23 protein-coding genes are annotated in these 21,221 nt (G+C 64.3%); 12 read left to right on the top strand and 11 right to left on the bottom strand.

Annotated features, from left to right (window positions below):
- The first annotated feature begins 35 nt into the window (after positions 1–35).
- Complete coding sequence (locus ADBZ9O_RS04650) at positions 36–458, top strand: hypothetical protein (RefSeq protein ID WP_526528844.1); 423 nt, start codon at positions 36–38, stop codon at positions 456–458.
- A gap of 13 nt (positions 459–471) precedes the next feature.
- Here ADBZ9O_RS04650 and ADBZ9O_RS04645 read toward each other — a convergent pair whose 3' ends face one another.
- The 5 genes from ADBZ9O_RS04645 to ADBZ9O_RS04625 form a co-directional block, all read right to left on the bottom strand.
- Positions 472–720, bottom strand: coding sequence for a hypothetical protein (locus tag ADBZ9O_RS04645; RefSeq protein ID WP_526528842.1), 249 nt, complete (start codon positions 718–720; stop codon positions 472–474).
- A 156-nt stretch (positions 721–876) separates the two neighbouring features.
- A complete protein-coding gene (locus ADBZ9O_RS04640) occupies positions 877–1,620 on the bottom strand; it encodes a class II aldolase/adducin family protein (protein ID WP_526528840.1) in 744 nt (247 codons plus the stop codon).
- Positions 1,621–1,672: 52 nt separating this feature from the next.
- Positions 1,673–1,963 carry a hypothetical protein gene (locus tag ADBZ9O_RS04635; RefSeq protein WP_526528838.1) on the bottom strand — a complete coding sequence of 97 codons (291 nt, stop codon included), beginning with the start codon at positions 1,961–1,963 and terminating at the stop codon, positions 1,673–1,675.
- Between the two features lie 46 nt (positions 1,964–2,009).
- Entirely contained in the window at positions 2,010–2,315 is a 306-nt protein-coding gene (locus ADBZ9O_RS04630) for a hypothetical protein (protein WP_526528836.1), read from the bottom strand.
- A 79-nt stretch (positions 2,316–2,394) separates the two neighbouring features.
- Positions 2,395–3,024, bottom strand: a complete 630-nt coding sequence (locus ADBZ9O_RS04625; RefSeq protein ID WP_526532833.1) for a TetR/AcrR family transcriptional regulator — start codon at positions 3,022–3,024, stop codon at positions 2,395–2,397.
- A gap of 169 nt (positions 3,025–3,193) precedes the next feature.
- On the opposite strand from ADBZ9O_RS04625, the gene ADBZ9O_RS04620 reads away from it, so the two are divergent.
- The 5 genes from ADBZ9O_RS04620 to ADBZ9O_RS04600 are packed head-to-tail and all read left to right on the top strand — an operon-like array spanning position 3,194 to position 9,888.
- Positions 3,194–4,330 carry a VOC family protein gene (locus tag ADBZ9O_RS04620; RefSeq protein WP_526528834.1) on the top strand — a complete coding sequence of 379 codons (1,137 nt, stop codon included), beginning with the start codon at positions 3,194–3,196 and terminating at the stop codon, positions 4,328–4,330.
- Positions 4,327–5,268, top strand: a complete 942-nt coding sequence (locus ADBZ9O_RS04615) for a fumarylacetoacetate hydrolase family protein (RefSeq protein ID WP_526528832.1) — start codon at positions 4,327–4,329, stop codon at positions 5,266–5,268. Before ADBZ9O_RS04620 ends, ADBZ9O_RS04615 begins: the two co-directional genes overlap by 4 nt.
- Complete coding sequence (locus ADBZ9O_RS04610) at positions 5,265–7,151, top strand: acyl-CoA synthetase (protein WP_526528830.1); 1,887 nt, start codon at positions 5,265–5,267, stop codon at positions 7,149–7,151. Before ADBZ9O_RS04615 ends, ADBZ9O_RS04610 begins: the two co-directional genes overlap by 4 nt.
- Complete coding sequence (locus tag ADBZ9O_RS04605; RefSeq protein ID WP_526528828.1) at positions 7,151–8,695, top strand: FAD-dependent oxidoreductase; 1,545 nt, start codon at positions 7,151–7,153, stop codon at positions 8,693–8,695. The genes ADBZ9O_RS04610 and ADBZ9O_RS04605 overlap by 1 nt, the downstream gene beginning before the upstream one ends.
- Entirely contained in the window at positions 8,692–9,888 is a 1,197-nt protein-coding gene (locus tag ADBZ9O_RS04600; RefSeq protein ID WP_526528826.1) for a cytochrome P450, read from the top strand. The genes ADBZ9O_RS04605 and ADBZ9O_RS04600 overlap by 4 nt, the downstream gene beginning before the upstream one ends.
- A 31-nt stretch (positions 9,889–9,919) precedes the next feature.
- Here ADBZ9O_RS04600 and ADBZ9O_RS04595 read toward each other — a convergent pair whose 3' ends face one another.
- The 4 genes from ADBZ9O_RS04595 to ADBZ9O_RS04580 all read right to left on the bottom strand — a co-directional run bounded on the left by ADBZ9O_RS04595 (position 9,920) and on the right by ADBZ9O_RS04580 (position 12,764).
- A complete protein-coding gene (locus ADBZ9O_RS04595) occupies positions 9,920–10,327 on the bottom strand; it encodes a hypothetical protein (protein WP_526528824.1) in 408 nt (135 codons plus the stop codon).
- Positions 10,328–10,370: 43 nt separating this feature from the next.
- Positions 10,371–10,949, bottom strand: a complete 579-nt coding sequence (locus ADBZ9O_RS04590) for a TetR/AcrR family transcriptional regulator (RefSeq protein ID WP_526528822.1) — start codon at positions 10,947–10,949, stop codon at positions 10,371–10,373.
- Entirely contained in the window at positions 10,943–12,139 is a 1,197-nt protein-coding gene (locus tag ADBZ9O_RS04585) for a cytochrome P450 (RefSeq protein WP_526528820.1), read from the bottom strand. The genes ADBZ9O_RS04590 and ADBZ9O_RS04585 overlap by 7 nt, the downstream gene beginning before the upstream one ends.
- Before the next feature lie 175 nt (positions 12,140–12,314).
- The gene (locus ADBZ9O_RS04580; RefSeq protein WP_526528818.1) at positions 12,315–12,764 is read right to left on the bottom strand and encodes a VOC family protein; all 450 of its coding nucleotides are present in this window, start codon (positions 12,762–12,764) and stop codon (positions 12,315–12,317) included.
- A gap of 152 nt (positions 12,765–12,916) precedes the next feature.
- On the opposite strand from ADBZ9O_RS04580, the gene ADBZ9O_RS04575 reads away from it, so the two are divergent.
- A complete protein-coding gene (locus ADBZ9O_RS04575) occupies positions 12,917–13,771 on the top strand; it encodes an SDR family NAD(P)-dependent oxidoreductase (protein ID WP_526532831.1) in 855 nt (284 codons plus the stop codon).
- Here ADBZ9O_RS04575 and ADBZ9O_RS04570 read toward each other — a convergent pair.
- Positions 13,768–14,280 (bottom strand): TetR/AcrR family transcriptional regulator, encoded by a 513-nt coding sequence (locus tag ADBZ9O_RS04570; RefSeq protein ID WP_526528816.1) that lies wholly within the window; start codon positions 14,278–14,280, stop codon positions 13,768–13,770. The two genes, ADBZ9O_RS04575 and ADBZ9O_RS04570, sit on opposite strands and share 4 nt — an antisense overlap.
- 216 nt (positions 14,281–14,496) lie before the next feature.
- Between ADBZ9O_RS04570 and ADBZ9O_RS04565 the strand changes: the two genes are divergently transcribed.
- Both ADBZ9O_RS04565 and ADBZ9O_RS04560 read left to right on the top strand, forming a co-directional pair.
- Positions 14,497–15,513, top strand: a complete 1,017-nt coding sequence (locus tag ADBZ9O_RS04565; RefSeq protein WP_526532829.1) for a phosphotransferase — start codon at positions 14,497–14,499, stop codon at positions 15,511–15,513.
- A gap of 120 nt (positions 15,514–15,633) precedes the next feature.
- Positions 15,634–16,530 carry a phytanoyl-CoA dioxygenase family protein gene (locus ADBZ9O_RS04560; protein ID WP_526528814.1) on the top strand — a complete coding sequence of 299 codons (897 nt, stop codon included), beginning with the start codon at positions 15,634–15,636 and terminating at the stop codon, positions 16,528–16,530.
- A 125-nt stretch (positions 16,531–16,655) separates the two neighbouring features.
- Here the strand turns inward: ADBZ9O_RS04560 and ADBZ9O_RS04555 are convergent, their stop codons facing one another.
- Positions 16,656–17,552 carry a phytanoyl-CoA dioxygenase family protein gene (locus ADBZ9O_RS04555; protein WP_526528812.1) on the bottom strand — a complete coding sequence of 299 codons (897 nt, stop codon included), beginning with the start codon at positions 17,550–17,552 and terminating at the stop codon, positions 16,656–16,658.
- 342 nt (positions 17,553–17,894) lie between these two features.
- Here ADBZ9O_RS04555 and ADBZ9O_RS04550 point away from each other — a divergent pair, with 342 nt between their 5' ends.
- The 3 genes from ADBZ9O_RS04550 to ADBZ9O_RS04540 all read left to right on the top strand — a co-directional run bounded on the left by ADBZ9O_RS04550 (position 17,895) and on the right by ADBZ9O_RS04540 (position 21,221).
- Complete coding sequence (locus ADBZ9O_RS04550) at positions 17,895–18,686, top strand: SDR family NAD(P)-dependent oxidoreductase (protein ID WP_526528810.1); 792 nt, start codon at positions 17,895–17,897, stop codon at positions 18,684–18,686.
- 165 nt (positions 18,687–18,851) lie between these two features.
- Entirely contained in the window at positions 18,852–19,451 is a 600-nt protein-coding gene (locus ADBZ9O_RS04545; RefSeq protein ID WP_526528808.1) for a GntR family transcriptional regulator, read from the top strand.
- 147 nt (positions 19,452–19,598) lie between these two features.
- Positions 19,599–21,221, top strand: a complete 1,623-nt coding sequence (locus tag ADBZ9O_RS04540) for an ABC transporter substrate-binding protein (RefSeq protein ID WP_526528806.1) — start codon at positions 19,599–19,601, stop codon at positions 21,219–21,221.

The following is a 21,221-nucleotide window of genomic DNA, read 5'->3' as shown; positions in this document are numbered from 1 at the left end:
TTTGCCACCCGGTGGCCACGGGTACCTGCGAGGCCATGGAGTCAGCGGCTTCCCAGAGCATCGGTCGCGCCAAGCGTCTGGCCGTCTTCACCGTGCTTCCCGCGTGCGTCACCGCGGCTACGGTCTGGGCACTGCTCGATATCACGCAGCAGTCACCTGCTGTACCCCGCTCCAGTTCCGTCACCCAAGGTGGCACGGTGCAACTGGTCGGCCAGGTGGTAGCAATATCCCCGCAGTCGATCACCACCCGTCAAACCGACGGGACCACAACGACTTTCGCGATCACCTCGACCACCGCGCAGATCAGCACCGACGGTAGCGCCAATCCCGGTACCGGCCCGCTGTTTTCGGTCAACGAGACCATCACCGTCCTGGGCGTGATGAACAACGGCATCCCCGTGGCCACCGCACTCGCCGATCAGAACGCCGGCAACGGGCCCCCAATGGACGCCGTCTAGCCCGCCGTAACGCCTACTTGTACGCCTGCGCCTTAACCGGGGGCACGGCCTTTTCGGTGGCCAGTACGAATACCGGTGCCGTCGTTGTCTCCACACCCTCGGTAACCGTTGCGCCCACAGTCATCGGCCCTGCGATGCTGGACGGACCATCCGAGGCGGGCGTGCCGCCGACGACCGCGGTGAAAACCCCCATCGCCACCAGTGCACTCCCGCCCATGGCCGCGGCCAGCAACTTCGTCCCATTGCGCTTACTGCGTGTCATCTGAAAATCTCCTTCGCTCCGTCGAAAGGAAGGCCGCGCAACGCTGCGCACACTACGAAAGCCCCTCCTAGAGCGTTAGAACACCCCGCCGACCTTGGAGAAACCTGGGGTCTGACGGAAACGGCGCTGTGAATTTCGTGCCCGGGCAGATGCCAGCTAACGGACGCTCACGTCCGGAACCAGGGTGCGCTGAGCCCACTGGAAGACCTGCCAGGCGGCTCCCTCGTCGTAGCCGTCATGTGCCTGCCGAGCTGCCTGCGCGCTGATCAGTTGGGGATCGTGGGCTTTCACCTGTACCTCCGCGCACCGTTCCATCAAGAGAAAGAAACCGACCGCGGCGTCGACGGACGTGCCGACGGTCAGCAGTCCGTGGTTTCGCAGGATCACCGCACGGGCGTCACCGATCGCCGCCGCGATGCGCTTGCCGCCGTCAGTGGACTTGATATCGACCTCTTCGTCATCGAATATCTCGTGATCGTCGAAGAAGGCGCAGGCCTCCTGTGAGATCGGCTCCAGCCTGGTGACCGACGTCGAGAACGGCGTCCCGTAGGGCGTATGGCAGTGCGCCGCGGCGACGATCTCGGGACGCGCCTCGTGCACAGGCGCGTGGATGTAATACGCCGCCGGATTGATAAAGCCACCGCCGGTGACGCTGCCGTCGGGCCCGACCAGGACGAGATCATCTGTGGTCATCTGGCGGAACGGCACCCCGTAGCGGCCCAACCAGAAGCAGTCGGGGCGTTCCGGATCCCGCGCCGAGATGTGTCCGTCACCGAAAGTGCCCCAGCCGGCGGCGCCGAACACGCGGTACGCCAAGGCAAGTCGCCGTTTGCGATGCGCTCGAAGCTCACCGGGGTCGGTGATGACTGGTTCGGACGCCGAAGGATCGAGGAAACCCATCCCTACAGGGTATGGGGATCACCAGTGGGAGTGCAGATCGAGCGTGCGGTCGTCAGCGTCGGCCGGGGCCGCCGATTGGCCCGATCGGTCCGGGTCCGACGGGTCCGGGTCCGACGGGTCCGATCGGACCGCCAACCCCTACGGGACCTACCGGCCCCAGGACAGGGTTGGGGTCGATGTAGACGTCGATGTCGTAGTACAGGCACTGCTCGGTGTAGATGTCCCAGTACATCCCGGCCGGACAGACCTCGTCGGCACGACCCTGCGGGGCGATCCCCACCGCCGTCAGCGGGAGACACGTCAGGATAAGAGCAAAAGCACAGGACCTCATCGTCGGCGGCATGTGTCGAATCTCCTCCACGAGGCTTGGGCTTGACCAGGTTTCGCCGTTAGTTGCAGCCAGCTACGTTGATACGCCGTCCGTTGTAGCCGATGCATCCGTTGATCGGCGGTGGCGGAGGCGGCGGCGGTGGGGGCGCGTAATAGTCCTCGGGAATCGGTGCGTAGTACGCAGGTGGCGGCACGTACGGCGCCATCACATCGGCAAGGCTGGCGCAGCCGCTGACCTGAACGCGCCGACCGGCGCTGGCGCACACGTCGGCCGCTGCCACACCGGTCGGCGCGATTGTGACGATCGCGCCGGGGATAGTCACCAGCGACATGGCGGCGACCGCTGCCCGAGTCCAATACCGCATGTGGTGGCTCCTAACCGAGGGAATCGAAGTGTATCCGCCGCTGCTGGGCATTTGCCTGATTCCGCGTACTGCGCACGTGTCAAGCCGCGGAATCAGGTACACCGAGCTCGTCGATATCCGGTAGTCGCAATTGGCACAACAGCTGCGCGTCGTCGGCCGTCATCCCGAACAGCCGAAGCAGGTCTTCGGTGACGGCGTCCGCGGTCTGCCCGCTGTCACGCTCGGGTTGTTGGTGTAGCAGTTGACCAAGACCGAGCAGTGCGCCACCGGCCACGGCAAGGGCAACCTGAGGATCGCGAACGTGGAAGCGGCCGACCGCGTTGGCGCTGACGATATCGCGCAGTGCCCGCGGCGCCAGGCCGCGATCCGAGCTCAACAGCGGTATGCCGTTGCTCAGCAGCACCTGGCTTTCCTGCGGCCGTAGCCGGAACAGCCGCCCGGTCAAGCGAAAGCTCTGCGCAAACGCCGCGGCAGGATCGTCCAACGACTCGGTCAGCTTGTCCAGACGAGCGCCGTGCACGTCCAACACGTCCGCGACTGCGGCGGTGAACAGCTCTTCTTTGGTCTGGAAGTGGTTGTAGAACGACCCCATCCCGATATCTGCGGCCTGGGTGATCTCCAAGACCGGCACATTCATCTTCCCTGCGGCGATGAACGCCTGAGCTGCCCGGATGAGCGCGGCACGGGTCCGCTGCTTGCGCCGGTCCATCCGGTTTGCCGACCCGGTGCGCCCGTCGTCCACATCTGCTGTCACTGCGCCATCCCTCCACGCCGAACCGATGGTACCGCGATCTCCTCAGTTATGAGGATTTCGTCAGTTACGGTTGACTGACGATAACATCGTATGTGACGATTTCGTCAGTTGAGAGGAGTCCGGCATGAGCCAGACTGTCGAAGCACACCAGGATCTACACAGCGAACAGGGCGCCGTCGCCGGCGAGCACCCTGGCCGGTCCCGCAATCCGGTGATCAAAATCCGGGATATCGCCTGGCTGGAATTCGAGAAACCCGACCTGCTTCGCGCCGAAGCGTTCGCGCAGGCATTCGGGTTCTCCACGCAGCTGCGCACACCGGGCGAGCTCCACCTGCGCGGTACCGACCCCGGTGCGCCCTGCGTGATCGTGCGCCAGGGCCCGCGATCGAAGTTCACCGGCGTCGCGTTCTGCGCGCACGACGAGGTCGACGTGCTGCGACTGGCGGATGCGACCGGTGCGCCCACCCGGGTATTACCCGAGAGCATCGGCGGTCTCGCGGTGGACCTGACCGACCCCAGCGGTATCCCGGTCCGCGTGATCGCAGGCACCCATGCGCTGGCTTCGCTGCCAGCGCAGACCCAGCACACCGTCAACGTCGGACATCAACTGCTGCGCACCAATTCGACCCAACGGCCACCGCGACTGCCCGCCCGCGTGCAGCGGCTCGGTCATGTGGTGCTGCAAAGCACGAAATACCTCCAAACACTCAACTGGTATCTGGACCACCTCGGCATGATCGTCAGCGACTTCCTGTACTTCCCTGGTCAGCGCGAGCTCGGCCCGACCATGAGTTTCATCCGCTGCGACCGAGGCGCCACCCCGGCCGACCACCACACCCTCGCCATTGCCCTCGGCCCGTCGAACCGCTACGTGCACTCGGCGTATCAGGTGTGCGATCTCGACGCGCTGGCCGCCGGTGGCGAATATCTGCGTGAGCGCGGATACCAACGCTCATGGGGAATCGGCCGTCATATCCAGGGCAGCCAAATCTTCGACTACTGGCGCGATTCCGACGGATTCTTGGTTGAGCATTTCGCCGACGGTGACATGTTCGACAACACGCTCGAGCCGGGGTGGGCCGAGTTCAGCGCCTCCGGGTTGTCGCAGTGGGGCCCGCCGGTCACCAAGGATTTCCTCGGCATCTCCGCTGGCCGCGACGGCCTCGACGAACTCCGGTCCATGTTCACCACCGTGCGCGCCCACGATAACGAATTCACCCCCGACCGCCTCCGCGGCTTCCTGAAAGTAGCGACGTCATGACCACCACCATCCTGCACACCGCCGATGCCTGGTACGTCCAGAACGGCTCCACCGCAACGAAGATCGACACCTCCGCAACCACAACGCGGGAGCTGCTGGCCGATCGCCGGGCGATCGAGGCGACCACCGGTGCTGCCGGCGGCCCGGTCCCTGTCGAAAGCCTGGACCTCGTCTCGCCGGTGACCGCACCCTGCCGTGTGGTCGCACAGATGACGAACTTTGCCTCGCATGTCAAAGACGCCGGGATGGACCCGAAGTCGGTGCCACTGACGTTCTTCCGCAAGGCTTCCGGATCGATCGTCGGGCCCACCGATGAGATCGTCAAACCCGGTCATGTCCGCTTCCTGGACTACGAGGTGGAAATCGGCCTGGTCATCGGTCGCGACATCCCGGTCGGGACCGCGGTCACCGACGCCAACCTCGGGGAGTTCATCGCCGGGCTCGTAGTCACCAACGACGTCTCGGCCCGCGATATCCAACTGCCGAAAACCCAGTTCTACGAAGCGAAATCGTATCCGACGTTCACCCCGGTCGGGCCCGCCCTAGTGCTGCTGAACTCCGAAGAACTCGCTCGCTTCCGCGATCTGCGACTCACCCTCAGTGTCAACGACGAGCAACGCCAGAACGCCACCGTCGGCGGCGATATGCTGTATCCGCCGGTGCAGGCCCTGCAGGCATTGACCCGGTTCCAGCACCTCGATGCCGGCGATCTGGTACTGACGGGAACCCCTGTCGGCACAGCGCTGAGCGCTCCCCCGAAACCCATCGAGATGATCGGCGCACTGCTTCCGCCCGCGCTGAAGTGGAAAGCCTTCTTCAAAAGCCAGGCCAAGAACGTCAAGTATCTCCGGCACGGCGACGTCGTCCATGCCAGTGTCGCCACCGACGACGGCGCCATCGATCTTGGCGCACAACGCTCCGTCGTGCGGTACGCGTGATCACCGACGACCTGTTGTGGCCAACCGCCTCGGCCCCAACGGATCTCGCAGCCATCGAAGCTGTGCCACTTGCGCGGCGTGGCGTGCCGACGACCACCTATGCCGTACTGTCCCGCGCGGCAGATCTTTGGCCCAACCGGACAGCGGTATCTGTGCTCCCCGATGCCGAGCACTGGCAACACCCGCTGAGGCGCACCTTCGCCCAACTGCGTACCGACGTGCACCAAGCCGCCAATCTTCTCAAAGATCTTGGTGTACAACGCAATAGTGCCGTCGCGCTACTCTCACCCAACTGCGATGAGCTGATCACCGCCTCGCTGGCGGCTCAACTTGCCGGTATCGCCGCACCGATCAACGGTGGCCTGTCCGAAGAGCACGTCGCAGAACTGCTGCGCCGATCCGGCGCCCGTGTCGTCATTGCGGCCGAGCCGAAATTTGACGAGCGATCATGGCAGATCGCGGCCGGGTTGGCCGCCAACGGTCTCATCGACACCATCCTGCTTCTTCGCGCTACCGGTGACCACACTTGCACCTCTGCCCCGGTAATCGACGGCGTGTTCGTCGGATACCTCCGCGACCTGGCCGCCGATCAGGCCGGTGACGCCTTCATCGGCACCCCTCCTGTCGCCGGTGACCTTGCCGCGCTGTTCCACACCGGCGGCACCACCGGCGCCCCGAAACTGGCCGCGCACACCCACGCAAATGAAGTCGCCGACGCCTGGATGATCGGCATCAGCGGCGTTTTGGAGGAGGGCTCAACGCTTTTCGCAGCACTTCCACTGTTTCACGTCAACGCCCTGGTGGTCACCCTGCTCGCGGCGCTGCTTCGTGGACAACACGTGGTGTGGGCCGGTCCGCTCGGCTACCGCGATCCGGCGCTGTACGGGAACTTCTGGAAGATGGTGGCGCGCTACCGGCTTGCGACGATGAGCGCAGTGCCGACGGTATATGCCGTGCTGGCGCAATGCCCCGTCGATGCCGATATTTCCAGCATGCGCCTCGCCGTGGTCGGTGCGGCAGCACTGCCGGATTCGGTGCGCATTGATTTCGAGTCCCGCACCGGGATAGCCCTGGTCGAGGGCTACGGCTTGACCGAGGCCACCTGCGCCAGCGCCCGCAGCTTTCCCGACCACCACCGAGCGGGTTCGGTAGGCCAACGGCTGCCGTATCAACGCGTCAAGACGGTCCGCATCGACGACGGCGGCGGATGGACAGACCTGCCCGCCGGCGAAATCGGCACCCTGGCGATCAGTGGTCCCACGGTTTTCCCCGGCTACGTGATCGCCTGTGGCAGTGACGGTTACGTGCTCGACGGGTTGGGCAAACTGGTCGACGGCTGGCTAGACACCGGAGACCTGGCGTGGGTCGATGACGACGGTTTCATCCACCTCACCGGCCGGGCCAAGGACCTGATCATCCGCGGCGGCCACAATATCGACCCGGCCGTCATCGAAGATGCGTTGCTCGCCCATCCCGACGTCACCGGCGCCGCCGCAGTCGGCCGACCCGATGTCCACTCAGGTGAGGTGCCGGTCGCCTATGTGACGCTTCGCCCCGGCGCCGGCACGACCGGCGACGATCTCACCGCCTGGGCCTGCGACCACGTCATCGAACGCGCTGCGGCCCCGAAGGCGGTGACGATCGTGAGCACACTGCCCGTGACCGCGGTCGGGAAGCCCTTCAAACTTCCGTTACGCGCCGACGCCACCCGCAGCGCGGTCGCCGACGCACTGGCCGGGATCGCCGGCATCGAGGCCGTCGAAGCCGACGTGGTGGACGGTTCCACGGCGGTGCGGATCATCGTCAGTTCAGCCATCGACGAGGTCGCCGTCCACGACATCCTTGGGCGCTTCGCCATCGAGTACACCGTCGTGGAGCACTGATGAACACTCCGCAACGCGTCCCCGTCGTCATCGTCGGCGCGGGTCCCACCGGCGTCACCGCCGCCACCCTGCTCGCGCAGTACGGCATCGAGAGTCTGCTGCTGGACCGTTGGCACGGCGTCTACCCCCAACCACGTGCAGTCCACCTCGACGACGAGGTCTTCCGGATCATCGCCCGCATCGGAATCGCCGAACCGTTCACCAGGATCTCCCGACCCGCGCTCGGCTTACGGCTGCTCGGCAGCGATATGCGCACCCTGTCGGAGTTCACCCGCGATACAGGTCTGAGCTGCAACGGTTTTCCCCAGGCCAATATGTTCGACCAACCCGATCTCGAAGAGCTCTTGCGCGCCAATCTCGCTCACTACCCGCTGGCGCGGCTGCGCAGCGGCGTCGAGGTCACCGACATCTCGGTTGCATGTGGTGCCACCCGGGTGACCTACACCGACCGCACCACCAACGATGCCGACGGCGCCGAACACGTCGTCGAGGCCGACTATGTGCTCGGCTGCGACGGCGCGAACAGCATCGTGCGCTCGCGGATCGACGCAAGCATGGTCGACCTGAAGTTCGAACAGCGTTGGCTGGTGGTGGATATCGCGACCGCCGCGGACCTCAGGCAGTGGGAAGGCGTGCACCAGGTCTGCGACCCCTACCGCGCGGGCACCTATATGCGCATCGGTGAGCGCCGTTACCGGTGGGAGTTCCGCTTGCGTGACGGCGAAACCTCGGCCGATTTCGGCACCGTCGATGCATTGCTGCCCCTGATCCAGCCCTGGGTCGCGCACCTCACGGTGAGCGACCTGGAGCTGGTACGTGTCACCGAGTACACGTTCCGGGCCCAATTGGCCGACCACTGGCGCCGAGACAATGTCTTTCTGCTCGGCGACGCCGCGCACCTGACTCCGCCATTCATCGGCCAGGGCATGGGCGCCGGCCTTCGCGACGCAATGAACCTGTCGTGGAAGCTGGCCGGCGTACTCAACGGCACCCTGCCCGAGACGGTGCTGCAGAGCTATCAGCAGGAACGAAAACCGCACGCGCGCGCCATGATCAACCTGGCATTGGTTGTCGGACGGGCGATGACCGCTGGTGGCGATGTCGGCAGCCTGGCCCGTCGGCTCATCGTGCCGCGCCTACACCTGCTGCCAGGTCTCAGCGGCAAAATCGTCGACAGCAGAACCCCGGCGCTGCGCCGGTCCGCTTTGGTGCACAAGACCCACCGGCCAACGCAATTGGCCGGGCTGTTGTGCCCCAACCCCGAACTCGCCGACGGTCAGCGTCTCGATGCCGTCCTCGGCATCGGCTTCGCACTGCTCACCCTGACATCACCAACGCCGCCCGAGCGCGCCGTCGCCGAGCAGCGCGGTGCCGTCGTGCACATCGTCGAACCGGGCACCGCACTGGCGGCCTGGCTGCATCGAGGCCACGCCACCGCCGCCCTTGTCCGCCCCGACCGGACTGTCATGGCCTGCGGCCGCAACATCGCCGCCCTCTGTGCTGTCTTGCCGAACAGCCCACGACGGAAGCAGATCCACCAATGATCAAGGCAAGAAAGGGTGTTCCCACCTATCGCCCTGATATCTACCGCACCGATGCCATCGTCGATCCCTACCCGCACTACACACGGTTACGTGAACTCGGCCCGGTGGTCTGGCTGCCCCGGCACCGCGTTTACGCACTGCCGCGCTACACCGAGTGCAAAGCCGTCCTGCGTGACGATAAGACCTTCCTCTCAGGCAACGGGGTGGCGCTCAACCGGATGATCAATCGGCTGTCCCGCGGGACCACCCTCAGTAGCGACGGTGCCGAACACGATCAGCGTCGCAAGCTCGTCGCCCACCGGATGCTGCCACGAGCGCTACGCGCCATCAGCGACGGCGTCGACGAGCAGGCCGCCGCGGTGGTGGATGCGGCGCTGGCGCGTGGGGTGGTCGACGGCGTCGCCGATGTGGCTACCGCTCTACCGATGGCGGTGGTCCCGGATCTGGTCGGCTGGCCCCAGGATCAGCGGGACAGCCTATTAGATTGGGGCGGAGCCACTTTCGATGTCCTCGGCCCCTTCAACCGGCACGCCATGACCTCGTTCGTCGGCAGCCTTCAAATGATGCGATTCGCCCGGCGGGTGGTGCGCCGCCGGGAGATCACCGAGGGCAGCCTCGGCCATGACGTCCTGCTCGCCGCCGACGACGGCAGGATTTCCATCGCCGACTGTCCTCCACTGATGGTGGACTACATCGGTCCATCACTGGACACCACCATCAGTGCGATCTCCAGTGCACTGCACCTGTTTGCGTTGCACCCCCAGCAGTGGCAGCTGCTACGCGACGACCACGCGCTGATCCCCAATGCCATCAACGAGGTCCTGCGTTACGAATCGCCGCTGCGCGCCTTCTCGCGCTACACCCGCCACGACACCGAGATCGCAGGCATGCCGATTCCAGGCGGTGCCCGACTGTTGGTGATCTATGCCTCGGCCAACCGCGATGAACGCGAATGGGATGACCCCGATACCTTCGATATCCGCCGCGACGCCAACCGTCAGCTCGGTTTCGGCCAAGGCGCGCATGCCTGCGCTGGACAGGGTTTGGCGCGCCTTGAGACGGCAGCCATGTTGCGCGCACTAGCCGAGAGGGTGGAGCGTATCGAGCTGACCGGTAGTCCAGTCTGGGCGGTCAACAACATCATTCGACGCCACGAACGCCTGCCTATCCGGATGATTGCGCGGCGGGGTTGACGCGCAGCCAGACCTATGACCGCGCCGCAAATCAGTTGGCGAGTTTCACAATTTCGGTCCGGTACCTGTCCTGTTCGGCAGATGTCATCGGTGGCGCGAATGACACCACCAGAGTGGTCACCTGGAACAGACCGAGATCCTTGGCATAGATCTCCGCCCTACCGGTCGTGTCGAACGATTTGACGCTCACGGTGTCGGTGACGACCGACTGGTCGCACCCGGCGTTCGGACAGTCCTGCGCCGTCGCGTTCACCGGATTCGGGGCGGGCAGGCCGGCCTTGTTGAGCGCGTCGATCAGACCTTTTGCGGTCAATCCCCCCAGCTCGCCCTGCCGCGCAGGCAGGGCACTGGCGGACACCGCCGTCAGCGGGGTCGATGACGGCTCCGACGGGTCGGGCGCATGGCCTGCGCAGGCCGATAGCAGCAGCACGCCGGACACCACCAACATTGTGGGTAAACCCCTGGAAAGCACGGGTAAGAACCTACGCCTCAGGAAGAGGCCGACCGGTAGGTTTCAACCCGTCAGCCAGCAGGGCCAGATAGCGGCGGCTACCGACACCGCTGCACCCCGCGTTATGAGCGATAGCCAGCCCCATCACGACGACAGCCTTCAGATCCGCCGCAGTCAGGTCTGGCCGCACCACACCGGCGTCCCGGGCGCGCACCAGCACCCGCTGCGCGGCGGCCCGGTAGGCCGCCATGGTGTCCATCTCCATCACCGCGTTTTCCCTGGCCAATGACACCAGGACGGGGTGCGCGGCGAAAGCATCGACGGTGCGGGTGATGGTCGCGACAAGATCAGCCCAGGGATCCGGGCCGTCCTCGACGATCGCGGTGGCGATCTCCGCGGCGAATATGTGTTCGGCAACAGCTTTGATCAGGATCTCGCGAGTGCCGAAGCGGCGGTAGAGCGTCGCGATCCCGACGCCGGCCCGACGGGCGATATCGTCGAGGGAGACAGCGGGCCCATCCACTTCGAACGCCACCGCGGCAGCGGTCACGATCCTCAGATGGTTACGCACTGCGTCCGACCGCAGCGCGGGCGCCTCGGCGGTTACCACGTCACCTGGAGAGCCTGCGCGCCGTAAATCAGGTTGTAAGCGTGGAAGCGGATGTCGTGAACATCCTCGGCGAGAGCCAGTTTCGGGAACCGGCGGAACAGCGCCGGGAAGGCGATCCGCATTTCCATCCGCGCCAGCGGTGCGCCCAGACAGTGGTGCACGCCGTGCCCGAAACCCAGGTGCCCGGCCGCACCGCGGCTGATATCGAGTGTGTCGGGCGCATCGATGAAATTCGGATCCCGATTGGCCGACGGCAGCGAGAGAATGACGAGCTGCCCCTCCGGGATGACGACCCCACCGATCTCGACCTCGGTGGTGGTGACGCGGGCGATCGCATTCTGCACCACCGACAGGTAGCGCATCAGCTCCTCGATGGCAGGCCCGATCGCCTCGGGGTCGTCTCGCACGGCCGCCAACTGCTCCGGCCGTTGCAGCAGAGCAATCGTGCCGAGTCCCAACATGTTTGACGTCGTCTCGTGTCCCGCCAACAGGAGCAGTCCGCCGATGCCGACGAGCTCCCAGTCGGTCACCTCGGTGCCGTGTTCGCGGACCAGCATCCCCAGCATGTCCTCGCCGGGATCGCGTCGGGCGCGCTGCACCAACGACATCATGTGTTCGCGGGCGGCCTCGCCGAGCGCCAGCCGCTCTTTGATGGGAACACTGAAGTTCAGCTGCCGGGTGGCGCGCCGCTGAAAGTCCGCCCGATCCTCATACGGCACGCCGAGTAGCTCACAGATCACCAGCGACGGGATCGGCAGCGCGAACCCCGCAATCAGGTCAGCGGGTGCCCCGGTGCGTTCCATCGCGTCCAGGTGCTCATCGACGATCTCGACAATGCGCGGTTCGAGGCGCTTCATCCGCCGGATGGTGAACTCCGCGGTCAGCAAACGTCGAACCCGTTGATGCTCGGGCGGATCGAGGGCTAGCAGGTTTCCCGCCGTGAACTTCGCGTGCTGCTCGGGATCGAAGCGCGGACCACCGGCCCAACCGGGCGGTCTCTGGTTGGAGAATCGCTGCGGATCAGCCAGCGCAGCCTTGACATCCTCGTAACGAGTCACCAGGTAGGCGGACATTCCGAAGGCGGTGACGAGCTCACGGACCGCCGTCGTCTCGCGGATCTCACCGAGCTCCGGGTCTGGGTCGAGGACATCGCGCCGCATGTACACGGGAACTTCGGGTGCCTGCGTCATCACACCACCGTACGGACGAAACGATAGTTGCGCTACCAGTTAATCGCCGAACGACGGCCACCCGATGTTGGGGCGGGCACACGCCGAGCGGGCGAAAATACATGGATGTAATTCATCCACAGTGTGGATAACCCCTGTGCATGGTTTCGTCAGGTGCCCTCGTCGAGATCCGTCCTCAGGCCGACATCGCGGCCAGGAAAGCGGGCCAGTCCGGGAACAAGGCACGGTCCACGAGCTCAATCCGGATACCGGCCACGTCGGTGTAGTAGGCGAACGTCGTCAGGGTGTCACCAGCGGGACGGGCCTCCTGGACGTACCCCAGCTGTTCCAGATGCGCAGCCGCCGAGCCGATCCCATCCACCCAGTAGCCAAGGTGATGGGCCGGTGCGGTCCAGATCGTGCCCGGCACCTCTTGGACCAGCTCCAGATGCGGTGCCTGGAGTGAATAGACGAAGCGGTTCCGAAGTTCTACTTCCCCCGCCACGGTGGTGACCGCCAGGCTGTACTCGACGGGCTTTGTCCACTGGTAGCCGGCGGCCGCGGTCAATCGTGCTGCGGCGGAATCGATATCGGGGACGACGATACCGACGTGGTAGAAATCGGACGTTTGAAGAGGGGACGTCATCACGCTCTGCCTTCCTGGGCCTGCGATTCGATGTCGAGCGTCGTCAGGTGTTCGGCAAGTGGTAATGCAATATAGCTCTGTAAAGAACATGCATCTCATAAAACGAGAACTACGTTATCATCACCGGAACCCAAGGAGCTGCCGTGACAACCATGACCTTCGACGATCGCGTGGCCATCGTCACCGGAGCCGGCGGCGGACTGGGTAGATGCCATGCGCTGGAGCTCGCCCGCCGCGGGGCCCACGTCGTGGTCAACGACCTCGGCGCTGCCGTCGACGGCAGCGGACAGTCGTCATCGGCTGCGCAGTCCGTCGTCGAGGAAATCACCGCCGCAGGTGGGTCGGCCATCGCCAATACCGATTCGGTGTCCACCTTTGAGGGTGGACAGGCCATCGCCGCTGCCGCTCTGGACGCCTTCGGCCGCATCGACGTGTTGATCAACAACGCCGGCATTTTGCGTGATGCCGCGTTCAAAAATCTGACCACTGAAAAGGTGGACGCCGTTTTGCAGGTACACCTCCATGGCGCCTTCCATGTGACCCGCGCGGTGTGGCCAACCATGCGGCAGCAGAACTACGGCCGCATCGTCATGACCACCTCGGGCTCTGGCCTGTTCGGTCAATTCGGCCAGGCCAACTACGGCGCCGCCAAGGCCGGTTTGATCGGTTTGATGAATGTGCTTGCCATCGAAGGGGTTCGCAACAACATCCACGTCAATGCGGTCTCACCGATCGCCCGCACCCGGATGACCGAGGACACCATGGCCGATGTGGTGAAGGATCTGGATCCGGAAAAGGTCACCCCCGTCGTGGTCTACCTCGCGCATCAGGACTGCGACCGGACCGCGCACATCTACCGGGTCGGCGGGAGCAAGGTGTCGCGGGTGTTCTTGGCGGTCACCGACGGTATCGACGATCCCGCGCTGACGCCCGAGGCGATGGCAGCCGCGATCGACCGCATCGATGATCCCGCGGGGTTCACCATTCGTGGTGGTCCGATCGGCTAGCAGACGCCACGGACAATCCCGGACAGATAGCGGTCGAGTTGCGCAACGTCGCTGATGGGGTGGTCACCTCGCGCAATCCCGAACATCACGCCGTTGATGAACATCATCACGGCTACGGTCTGATCCTCCAGAAGTTCCGCATTGGGGGGCGATCCGATGGTATGCAAAGTCGCGATCGCTGCGCGCCCCAACTCCATGAAGCGCGCAGTCGACTGCTGCAAGGTCTCCGCCATCACGGGGTCGTGCCTGGCCACCAGCGCCAGTTCATAGCGCGCCTTCGTCCGCGACAGGGCGGGCTCACTAGTCGCACCGAAGACGATCTGCGCCAATGCCGATGGCGCGGAGGAGGATTGCTCGGCAGTCGCGGTATGCACGGCCGCCAGGTCGAGCACATCAAGTTCCGTGACCCGCTCGGCGGCCGCCTGTAACAGTGCCGAGGCGGTCCGGAAGTAAAAGGACGTCGTACCGTCGGGAACCTGCGCGGCGCGATCGACCTTGCGGTGGCTCACCCCACGGGCGCCGCCATCGGCCAGCAGTTGGATCGCCGCATCGCATAACTCGCGACGGCGCTCATCCGGATTGGGCTTTCGACGTGGGTGAATTCGGGCAGTTTATCGCCGCTCGCATCCGGGGTTGTCTCACGGGACGGTCTTCTCTACATTTGTAGAGTGACTACCGTTGACTTGGATGTACCTGGCGATTGGGACGAACTCACCCCGCGGTGGATGACGTCGGCGATCGCGCCGCATCATCCCGGTGCGGTGGTCAGTGCTATCACCGTGCAACTGCGCGACGACGGCACCAACCGCCGCGCCCGCCTGGGGCTGTCCTACTCCGCCGGTTCCGGTCCGGACACGGTCTTCGTCAAGTCCGTCGACGACGATCACAAGGAACTTGTGCGGCTGACCAGCGGGTTGTTCCACGAGCCCCGCCTGTTCAACTCGGGTGTCGAACTCCCCTTGGAACACCCCACCGTGTACGCCGCCGTCATTGACGAGGCAGCCGACAACTTCATCCTGGTGATGGAAGACCTCACCGCGCGCGACGCCGATCCCAGGGACGCCACCCGGCCCCTGACCGTCGACCAGGCTGCGTGCGGCCTGCGCGGGCTGGCCCGGCTGCATGCCCGCTTCTGGGGTAGGCGTAGTAGCGATAACCCAAGGCTCGCGTGGCTGGAAGCGTTCCAGCCGTGGCCAGGGATGGACGCGGCACCGCTGCCGATGGCGTACGCCGCCATCGGCGATGCGGCCACTCCCGAAATTCTCGGCCTGAGCGGCGATGTGCTGTTCAACCAGCTGTGGGCGCGCTATATCCGGACGCTGACGAAAGCCCCGCAGACGTTGTTGCACGGCGACCCCCATATCGGTAACACCTACGTGCTCCCCGATGGCGAAGTCGGCTTTCTCGACTGGCAAGTGGCCCGTCGCGGCAACTGGTCACTCGATGTCGGATATTTCCTGCAGGGCGCGTTGACCACGGAAGACCGCCGCGCCCATGAACGTCGCCTCCTCGAGGAGTACCGCGCCGCGCTGGATCTTCCCGCGGACGAGAAGCCGTCAGCCGACGAGACCTGGCTGCGCTACCGCGCCTCGGTGATACACGGGCTGGCGCTGTGGCTCGCCACTGCCAGCGCCGGGGAGGCTTGGCAGCGCCCGGATATCGCTGTCGCGCTGGCCAGGCGGTACGCCATCGCCTACGTCGACCTCGATACCGCTGCAGCCTTGGACGCCATCGACGGGTAAATGCCCCAACCGCTTAATCGGATCGTCATGGCGCTTTACGGGGAGGAAATCGCGTCGGCTCCATACTTGAAACGCGACTGAAGTCGCATTTCAGACCGACACTTCCGGAGCCGTGTATCCATGACCGAATTGACCCACGTACCCGCATCCACACCGGTGGCCGACCTCGTCGAATACATGCGTCGCGACAACTACGTCATCATCGACAACCTGGTGCCGGCGTCGATGATGGATGCGATCGAAGAAGAGCTTGCCCCGCACATCGCGTCGACACCGATTGGGTACAACGCCATTCTGGGCAAGAAGACCCGCCGCACCGGAGCGCTGATTGCGCGCTCTCCGACGTGCCGCGAGCTGATCCAAAACCCGACCATTCTGGGGACCGTGAGCGATTTTCTGGGCCACGCCAGCGCATTTCAGCTGATGCTGACGCAGGTGATCTCCATCGAGCCCGGTGAGTCGGCGCAGGGATTGCACCGTGACCAGGTGGCGTGGGACTTCTTTCCCTTCCCCGACGATTACCACGTGCAGTGCAATATGCTCTGGGCCCTGTCGGATTACACCGCCGAAATGGGCGCCACCCGCGTCGTCCCCGGCAGCCACCTCCCCGGCGCCCGCAGCCCAAAGGAATACACCGACGCAGACGTTCTGCAGGCCGAAATGTCGCGTGGCTCAGTGCTTATCTACAGCGGCAAGATCGTGCACAGCGGCGGGGCCAACAAAACCACCGACAAAGTTCGCCGCGCCATCAACATCAACTATTCGGTCGGTTGGGTACGCCAAGAAGAGAACCAGTACCTCTCGGTGCCGCTGGAGATCGCCAGGGATCTCGACGACGACCTGTTGAAATTGATGGGTTACCAGGAGGGCGCTTTCTCGATGGGGTACATCCGCGACTTCGAGGATCCGCTGCGCGCGATCCGTGGCGACGACGCGGTCGCCTATGGGTTCGACGAGAATCGGGTGCGCGCAGACGCCTCACCGGAGTATGCCGCGTTCTTGGCCGGCAGTCAGTAGTCAAACCCACCTCTTGCGGATACCCGAATCACAGTCAGCTAGTTGATGTTTCATGACATGAACACGAGCGGGCGCCGCCCCCATGCCGGAGCGGCGCCCGAGTTTGGCGGCTCTCGACGCAGCGCCTATTGGCTGCCCGCCAGGAACGCGGCGTGCTCCGCGGCCGCTTCCGCACGAACCCGGCTCGAGTCGAACCCGTAGGGCACTGCATCGTTGCCGCGTACCGCGCGCAGCGGATCTTCAAAGTCGCGGATATAACCCATGGCGAAGGCGCCTTCTTGATAGCCCATCAGTTTGAGAAGGTCATCATCGAGGGTCTTGGCGATTTCGATTGGCACTGAGAGGTATTGGTTCTCTTCTTGGCGTACCCAGCCGACCGAGTAGTTGATGTTGATGGCGCGGCGAACTTTGTCGGTGGTTTTGTTGGCCCCGCCGCTGTGCACAATCTTGCCGCTGTAGATCAATACCGATCCACGGGACATCTCGGCCTGCAGGCAGTCAGCGTCGGTGTATTCCTTCGGCGTCTTGGACCCCGGGAGGTGGCTGCCGGGGACGACGCGGGTGGCGCCCATTTCGGCGGTGTAATCCGACAGGGCCCAGAGCATATTGCACTGCACGTGATAGTCCTCGGGAAAGGGAAAGTAGTCCCACGCCCCTTGGTCACGGTGCAGACCCTGGGCTTTTTCGCCTGGTTCGATGGAGATGATCTGGGTCAGCATCAGCTGAAATGTACTGGCGTGGCCCAGAAATTCAGCGACCGTGCCAAGGATGGTCGGGTTCTGAATCAGCTCACGGCACGTCGGAGAGCGCGCGACCAATGCACCGGTGCGGCGGGTCTTTGAGCCCAGGATGGCGTTGTACCCAACGGGTGTCGCTTCGATATGCGGGGTCACTTCTTCCTCGATCGCGTCCATCAGCGACGGGGGTGCCAGGTTGTCGACGATGACGTAGTTGTCACGACGCATGTGTTCGACCAGCTCGCTGATCGGCGCAGTCGCGGGAACGTGGTTCAGTTCGGTCATGGGTAGATGGCTCCGTGAAAGTTGGTCTGCGGCCGGCACGGCATTGGCAGGCCTGGCGGTAAACGCGACTCTAGTCGCGTTTACCAGTATCGCGCCACCGGGATGCCTACTCGGTAAGCGCCGATGACGATCGCATTAAGCCGGTTGGCAGCATTCGTAAGGACTGACGCCACTCCACTCACCGCACGAGGTCGCGTAACCGGGTTTTTACGAACAGACCGCTCAAAGACACAAACGCCAGTCCAGACTGGAGTCGCGTCTCACCGCACCGGCTTCTGGCGTGGATCGGCCACCCTCCCCGTGCAAAGCACAGGTTCACTCGACGCAGAGACAGGACAGGCAATGCCCGGACAATCCGTCGGCCGACTCCAAGGCAAGGTCGCCATCGTCACCGGCGCCTCGCGGGGAATCGGACAGGCCATTGCGATCAGGTTCGCCCGGGAGGGCGCCCAGGTGATCGCCGCAGCACGTAACACCGTCGACTTGGCCGAGACGGCGGCGATGGGCGATGGCCGCATCGTCACCCAACCGTGCGATGTGCAGAAAGCAGCGGACGTCCAGGCATTGATCACCCGGGCCGTCAACGACTATGGGGCGCTGGACGTCCTCGTCAACAACGCGGGCGTGGCCGTGCAGAAGTACTTGGTGGACACCACCGAAGAGGACTGGGACCTCACGATGGACACCAACGTCAAGGGAACGTTCTGGGGTCTGAAGTTCGCCATCCCGGTGATGAAGGCCGGTGGCTCGATCATCAACATAGGGTCGGTGAACAGCTATGCCGGCGAGCAGACCTCATCTGCCTATGTAACGTCCAAAGGTGCCGTGTTGTTGCTGACCAAGAACGCCGCCGCGGAGACCGCTCACCTGGGTATCCGGGTCAACATCGTCTGCCCGGGCTCGACGGAGACCCAGATGTCCCGCGCCTATTTTGAGGCGGCGATGGGATCGGCGGAGAAAGCGGACAAATTCACCCGCACCTTCGCCCCACTGACCGGCATGATCCCCCCTGACGACATCGCCAGCGCGGCACTGTTTCTCGCCTCGGACGAATCCAAGAGCATGACCGGTAGTTCCATGCTGGTCGATGGCGGCCTGCTCGCATCCTGGGATCACGTCACCACCGAGCCCTGAACCACGAAAAGGAGCGCAAGCCAAGTGTCAACACGCGAATCAGACTCCCGAGTGGATGCAGCCCGCAGGTTTCAGCGGCAAAGGCAGACCCCAGATCGGTTGAACAACTCGACCCGCCGGACCTACGATCTACTTCGCTCAACCCTGGTCCGCGCCGGCAGGAACATGTCCCTGGTCGAGAGCGATCTGGCCGATGGACTGTCGGCCAGCCGCAATACCGTCCGGACCGTGCTGCAACAGCTTGCCCGCGAGGGATACGTCACCCGCGAGACCAAAAATGGCACCCACGCCGCCGAACTACTCCTGCTGCCCATCGACCAACTCTTTCCGTGGGAGGCACGCCTGCTGGAATGTCAATCACTGGGGTGCCCGCCGCTGGTGCGGGATCGACTTCGCCTGCCAGCCGGGTGGAACGTGCTCATGGTCGAGAGCCTGATGCTGGAAAGCGGCCTCCCACTTGGCATCCAGGTGAGTTACATCGCGCTGGATGAGGAGCAGTCGCCCGATATCGACGCCGACGACCCGGATATCATCCGCATTCTCGAGCAACATCTCGGGTTGCGCATCCGTGGCAGCGACGCCACCATCAGCACCGTGGCTGCCGACCAGCAGACCTCTACCCTGGTCGGTGTCGCGGTCGGTGCACCGATGATCTGTGTCGACGATGTGATCGAAGACGAGAGCGGCCAACCGCGGGCGCTGTCGCAGATCCGGGTCCGTGGCGATCGAGTTGCATTCTCGGCCAAACCTTTCCGCGCAGGCTGAGCCTGCTCTAGTCCCGTAACAGTGGCGTAATCCACGAGGTACTGGCGCGCAGCAGATGCGTCATGCGGCGCGGGTCAAATGACCGTATGCACCGCAGCGGGGCTGTCGTGCTTTCCGGTCAACTATTGGCCCACCCTGGAGGCAAACATGTCAAAAACTGCACGTGACAACAACACCCCGACGGGTTGGGACCGGCGCACCTTCCTCAAGGCCAGCGGTCTCACCGTCGGCGGTATCAGTTTGGCCTCGCTCATCGCGGCCTGTGGCGCGGGCGGCAGCAACGGCGCAGGGTCCAGCAATGGCACCTTGACGTTGCGCACGCCATTCCTGGCCGACATGGCGGTGCCCGACCCGGATATCTTCTACGAGGCCGAGGGCCTACAGGTGATGGACGAAACCTACGAAGGCTTGGTGAAGTACCAGCCCGGGACCGCGACGATCGTCCCCGCGTTGGCCACCGCATGGACCGTCTCGCCCGATCTGCTCACCTACACCTTCGAGCTGCGACCCAGCGTGAAGTTCCACGACGGAACGCCCGTCGACGCACAGGCGTGGCAGAAGAGCTTCGACCGTCGCAAGGCCGTCGACGGCGGTCCGGGCTACATGGTCAAGGGTGTCGCACGGACCGAGGCGCCGACTCCGACCACCTTCGTCGTCGTCCTCACCGCACCCAACAATGCGTTCATCCACTATCTGGCGTCCCCATTCAAGCCGGCTGCCATCAGCCCAACAGCGGTGTCCAGCAACGCTGTTGGCGACGATCATGCCCAAAAGTGGCTGACCACCCATGACGCGGGCACCGGGCCCTACACGATCACGGAGTTCGTGACCGGCAGCCATTACACATTGTCAGCATTCGGTGACTACTGGGGCGAGAAGCCCGCGTTCGAGACGATCCGTATCGAGATCACGCCCAGCGTCGCCACCCAGAAACTGCAGCTGGACGGTGGGTCATTCGACCTGGTGGCCAAGGGGTTCGCGGTGCCGGACATCCTCTCCTATCAACAGAACCCGGAGTTCACCATCGTCAACGCGGTGGGGGGAATCGGCGACTCCATTTATCTGAATCAGGGCGCAGGAATCTTCGCCGACAAGAAACTACGCACCGCCGTGCTCAACGGGGTGGATCGCACGTCCATCGTCGAGGCGGCATGGAGCGGCATGGCCACCGCACAACCGGGGGTGTGGCCGGATAAATGCTTTCCTCCCGAGCTGGCGCCCATGCCAACGAATATCGACAAGGATGCCCTCAAGACCATGGTGGCCGGGCTGCCGTCGAAGAAGGTCGACCTGGCCTGCGCGGTAGACGGTGGAGCGCCGCGGCAGCAGATGGCCGAGCTTCTGCAGAGTCAGCTCGCAGAAGCCGGGTTCGACGTCACCCTACGGGTGATGCCGATGGCCGAGCAGTTTGATCTCGTGAATCAGCCACCCGACAAGCGACCTGACATGATGATCGCGTGGCTCGGTGGTGACACCTTCCACTTGGACACCACGTTCCGCATCGCGGCACGTACCGGCGCTGAACCGGTCAACTTCTATCAGTACTCCAATCCCGAGCTCGACCGGCTGATGGACGAGGCTGTCCTGCAACCCAACGAGGAGTTGCGCAACAAGGTGTATCAGCGCTGTACCCAAATCGTTGTCGAGGACGCCATCTGGATCCCGCTGTGCGTCCCGCCGACCACCACCGTCGCGCACAAGAACGTGACTGGCTTCACCAACAACTCCTTCATCCCGACCCTGCTGCTCGAGGATCTCAACCGATCCTGA

This window comes from Mycobacterium sp., assembly GCF_965229105.1.
GTDB lineage: Bacteria > Actinomycetota > Actinomycetes > Mycobacteriales > Mycobacteriaceae > Mycobacterium.
This window is presented reverse-complemented; position numbering and strand designations above follow the sequence as displayed.